Annotated in this window: 3 protein-coding genes and 1 pseudogene; 1 reads left to right on the plus strand and 3 read right to left on the minus strand. The window is 63.0% G+C overall.

The window, feature by feature from the left end:
* A partial coding sequence (gene nusA, locus ACXJKR_RS24575; RefSeq protein WP_457325046.1) for a transcription termination factor NusA occupies nt 1-1,423 on the minus strand: 1,423 nt, incomplete at its 3' end.
* Between the two features lie 116 nt (nt 1,424-1,539).
* Nucleotides 1,540-2,046: pseudogene (gene rimP / locus ACXJKR_RS24580) on the minus strand (ribosome maturation factor RimP); the annotation flags it as partial.
* A gap of 250 nt (nt 2,047-2,296) precedes the next feature.
* On the opposite strand from rimP, the gene fabI reads away from it, so the two are divergent.
* On the plus strand, nt 2,297-3,079 hold the full coding sequence (fabI, locus tag ACXJKR_RS24585; protein ID WP_056196698.1) for an enoyl-ACP reductase FabI: 783 nt from the start codon (nt 2,297-2,299) through the stop codon (nt 3,077-3,079).
* An 82-nt stretch (nt 3,080-3,161) separates the two neighbouring features.
* Here fabI and ACXJKR_RS24590 read toward each other — a convergent pair.
* Nucleotides 3,162-4,716: Orn/Lys/Arg family decarboxylase (locus ACXJKR_RS24590; protein ID WP_457325047.1), on the minus strand; the 1,555-nt coding region annotated here is incomplete at its 5' end.

Raw genomic sequence — 4,716 nt, forward strand, 5'->3', positions numbered from 1 at the left:
CGTCTTGGCTGGTCAGCTCGACCAGTTCGTCGACAGCCAGGTCGGCCAGATCGTCACGGGTGTTGATGCCGCCTTCGGCCAGCTTGCTCAACAGTTCAGGGGTCACGCCTTCGAGATCGCGCAAGTCCTGCGAGACCTCTTCGACCTTCTCTTCGCGGGCGATTTCCATCGTCAGCAGGGCATCCTTGGCACGGGTGCGCAGCTCGTTGACGGTGTCCTCGTCGAAGGCCTCGATCTCCAGCATTTCCTGCATGGGCACGTAGGCGACTTCTTCCAGGCTGGTGAAGCCTTCGGCGATCAGGATGTCGGCGACCTCGGCATCGACGTCGAGCTTCTCGACGAAGAGCTTGCGAACGCTCTCGGCCTCGACCTCGTGCTTGGCAGCCGATTCCTCGGCCGACATGATGTTGATGCGCCAGCCGGTCAGCTCGGACGCCAGGCGCACGTTCTGGCCGCCACGGCCGATGGCGATGGCGAGGTTTTCCTCGTCAACGACGACATCCATGGCATGGCGCTCTTCATCCACGACGATGGATTGCACATTGGCCGGGGCCAGCGCGCCGATGACGAACTGGGCCGGGTCTTCGCTCCACAGCACGATGTCGACGCGCTCGCCAGCAAGTTCGGTCGTCACGCCGTTGACGCGCGAACCGCGCACACCGACGCAGGTGCCGATGGGGTCGACACGGCGGTCATGGCTGATGACGGCGATCTTGGCGCGCGAACCGCTGTCGCGGGCGCAGCTCTTGATCTCCAGCAGGCCTTGTTCGATTTCCGGCACTTCCTGGGCGAAGAGTTCCTTCATGAACTCAGGGCTGGAGCGCGAAAGCATGATTTGCGGGCCGCGCTGGGTYGGGTCCACACCGAGGATGACGGCGCGCACGCGGTCACCGGTGCGCAGGTTCTCTTTCGAGATCATTTCGCTGCGCTTCAGGCGCCCTTCGACGCGACCGCTTTCGACAATGATGTCGCCCTTGTYCAGGCGCTTGACCGTGCCGACGAAGATCTTCTCGCCGCGCGACATGAAGTCGTTGAGCAATTGCTCGCGCTCGGCGTCACGGATCTTCTGCAGGATGACCTGCTTGGCGGCCTGTGCGCCGATGCGGCCGATGGGCAGGGATTCGACGGGTTCTTCGATGTGGTCGTCCACCTCGATGTCGGAGATCTGTTCCTGGGCTTCAAACAGCAGGATTTCGGCGTCGGCGTTCTGCAGACCGGCCTCGTTGGGCACGACATGCCAGCGGCGGAAGGTCTCGTACTCACCCGATTCGCGATCCACACTGACGCGGATGTCGGCCTCAGCGCCGTAAATCTTCTTGGTGGCCGAGGCCAGCGCGGCTTCCACCGCACCGAACACGACATCGCGCTCCACGCTCTTCTCGCGCGAGATCGCGTCCACCAGCATCAACATTTCGCGGTTCATTGCTTGAGACCTCCGTCAACCTTGTCTTGGCCGGGCGCCGCATCACTGGGCGCGCCCGCTTGTTTCTTGAGTGCTGCTTTTTTCGGCTTGATGACACCACGCTGGCCGGGCTTGCGGTCAGGCGCCGGTTCGCCGCCACGACCCTTGAAGCTGAACGAYGGCACGAGGCGTGCCTCGCGCACCTCGTCGAGCGTGAAATCAAGCGCCTGATCGGCCTCGCCGTCGTCGAACACCAGGCGCCAGGCCTGGTCATCCGCCGCATCCGGCTGCGCGCTGACCACGCCGCGGTACTTCTTGCGGCCCTGGAAAGGTGCTTTGAGCGTGATATCGATTTCCTGGCCGGCAAAGCGCGCGTAATGCGCGGCCTTTTTTAACGGCCGATCCAGACCCGGTGAAGACACTTCGAGCCGGGAATATTCCAAACCCTCGACCTCGAGCACATACTGCAGCTGTCGGGTGACCTTTTCGCAGTCATCCACATCGATCAGCTCGCCGGCATCCGCCCCGGCGTTCAGCCTGTCAATCGTCACGCGCAGCGTTCCACCACTGGCACTGCGTTCGCAGTCCACGAGTTCGTAACCGAGTCCGGTCACGGTCGTTTCCACAGCGGTTTGCCAACTCATTCGGGGTGTGCGGTCTTCGGTCGAAAGAAAATCGAAAAAGCAAAAAAAATGGGCTGGATGAATCCGCCCACTCGTTCACCTGATATCGCGCCCCGGGGGATGTCGTCCGGGGCTCGTTGAAAGACTCTTTGCAGAGTTCTCTCATTTCTGGTGAAGCTCGGATTGTACTGTGCAAGTCCCATGCCGGCAAGCCGCTACGCCCTGCGCGTGCCAGAATCTGAGGCTGTTTGAGACCTCACAGGAGACAAGAATGGGCTTTCTCGCCGGCAAGCGGCTGCTGATCACGGGCGTGCTGTCCAACCGCTCCATCGCCTACGGCATTGCCCGGGCCTGCCACCGCGAAGGTGCCGAGTTGGCGTTCAGCTATCAGGGCGAACGTTTCAAGGACCGCATCAGCGAGTTCGCTGCCGAATTCGGCTCCAAACTCATTTACGACTGTGACGTGACCAGCGACGAGCAGATGGAGGCGTTGTTCAACCAGCTCGGCGAGGTCTGGCCGGAGTTCGACGGTTTCGTCCATTCCATCGGCTTTGCGCCTCGCGAGGCGATTGCCGGCAATTTCCTGGACGGCATGACGCGCGAGAACTTCCGCATCGCCCACGACATTTCGGCCTACAGCTTCCCCGCCATGGCCAAGCTGGCCGCCCCGCGCCTGCGCCCCGGCGCCGCCCTGCTCACACTGAGCTACCTGGGCGCCGAGCGCTACGTGCCCAACTACAACACCATGGGCATGGCCAAGGCGGCGCTGGAGGCCAGCGTGCGCTACCTGGCCCACGACCTCGGCGCCAAGGGCGTGCGAGTCAACGGCATCTCTGCCGGCCCAATCAAGACGCTGGCAGCCTCCGGCATCAAGGACTTCGGCAAGTTGCTGAGCCAGTTCGCCGCCTCGGCGCCGATCCGGCGCAACGTGACCATCGAGGACGTCGGCAACGCCGCTGCCTTCCTGCTGTCCGACCTGGCCGCCGGCGTCAGCGCCGAGATCATGTATGTCGATGGCGGCTTCAGCCATGTCGCACTCGCCGGCGGCGAGTGATCAAGTGAGGTCGCGGCATGGCGTGCGTCGCGGCCTGGCGTACCACGAGAAACCGCGCCGGCGGATGGGCGCAGCGGCCTGATCAGGCCTTCACGCAGTCCACGTAATACCGGCCGCGACCGGTCTCTTCGTCCACTTCATGGACAAGGCCGTGGACGTCGGTCGCGAAGCCCGGAAACTTCGCATTGAAGCTGCGCGTGAACTTCAGGTAATCGACGATCTTCTTGTTGAAGCCCTCGCCAGGAATCAGCAGCGGGATGCCGGGCGGATAGGGCGTCAGCAGCGAGGTCGTGATGCGCCCCTCCAGGTCGTCGATGCCGACGCGTTCGGTCTTGCGCTGTGCGATATGGGCATAGGCTTCCGTCGGCGTCATCAGCGGCTGCAGATTGGACAGATACATGTCCGTCGTCAGGCGTGCAATGTCGCCTTCGGCATAGGCCCTGTGAATGGACTGGCAGAGGTCGCGCAGGCCCATGCGCTCGTACTTCGGGAACTTCGCGCAGAACTCCGGCAGGATGCGCCACAGCGGCGCGTTCTTGTCGTAGTCGTCCTTGAACTGCTGCAACGCAGTCAACAGCGTGTTCCAGCGGCCCTTGGTGATGCCGATGGTGAACATGATGAAGAAGGAATACAGCCCCGTCTTCTCGACRACGACACCATGCTCGACGAGGAACTTGGTGACGACCGAGGCCGGGATGCCGGTGGTGGCAAAGCGCCCTTCCATGTCCAGCCCGGGCGTGATGATGGTGGACTTGATCGGGTCCAGCATGTTGAAGCCCTCGGCGAGCGCGCCGAAGCCATGCCAGTCCTCGTCGGCGTGCAGCATCCAGTCCGCCGACACGGGCTCGCTGCCCTGGTCATCCTGCGCGCGCAGGAAGTCCGGCCCCCAGACCTTGAACCACCAGTCGTCGCCATAGTCCGACTCGACCTTGCGCATGGCACGGCGGAAGTCCAGCGACTCGCGGATGCTTTCCTCCACGAGCGCCGTACCGCCGGGCGGCTCCATCATCGCCGCAGCCACGTCGCAGCTCGCGATGATCGAGTATTGCGGCGAGGTCGACGTATGCATCAGGTAGGCCTCGTTGAAGAGATGCTTGTCCAGCTTGACGCTTTGCGAATCCTGCACGAGCACCTGCGAGGCCTGCGAGATGCCAGCCAGCAGCTTGTGCGTGGATTGCGTCGCGTAGACCATGGCTTMCTTCGGGCGCGGACGGTTCTTGCCCATCGCGTGGAACTGCCCGTAGAAATCGTGAAAGGCCGCATGCGGCAGCCAGGCCTCATCGAAGTGCAGCGTCGGGATGTAGCCGTCGAGCTTCTTCTTGATGGTTTCGGTGTTGTAGAGCACGCCGTCATAGGTGCTCTGCGTCAGCGTGACGATGGAGGGTTTGACCGTGGCAGCGTCGATGTGCGCCAGCAGCGGGTTGGCGGCGATCTTGGCGCGGATGGTCTCCGGACTGAACTCGCTCTCGGGAATGGGCCCGATGATGCCGTAGTGGTTGCGCGTCGGCGTCAGGAAGACGGGGATGGCGCCACACATGATGATGGCGTGCAGATTGCTCTTGTGGCAGTTGCGGTCGATGACGACGACGTCGCCGGGCGCCACCGTGTGGTGCCAGACCATCTTGTTGGACGTGGAC

It is taken from the genome of Roseateles sp. P5_E11, assembly GCF_054049355.1.

Coding starts and splice junctions, on each gene's coding strand:
- fabI (WP_056196698.1), top strand. CDS start 2,297: ATGGGCTTTCTCGCCGGCAAGCGGCTGCTGATCACGGGCGTGCTGTCC.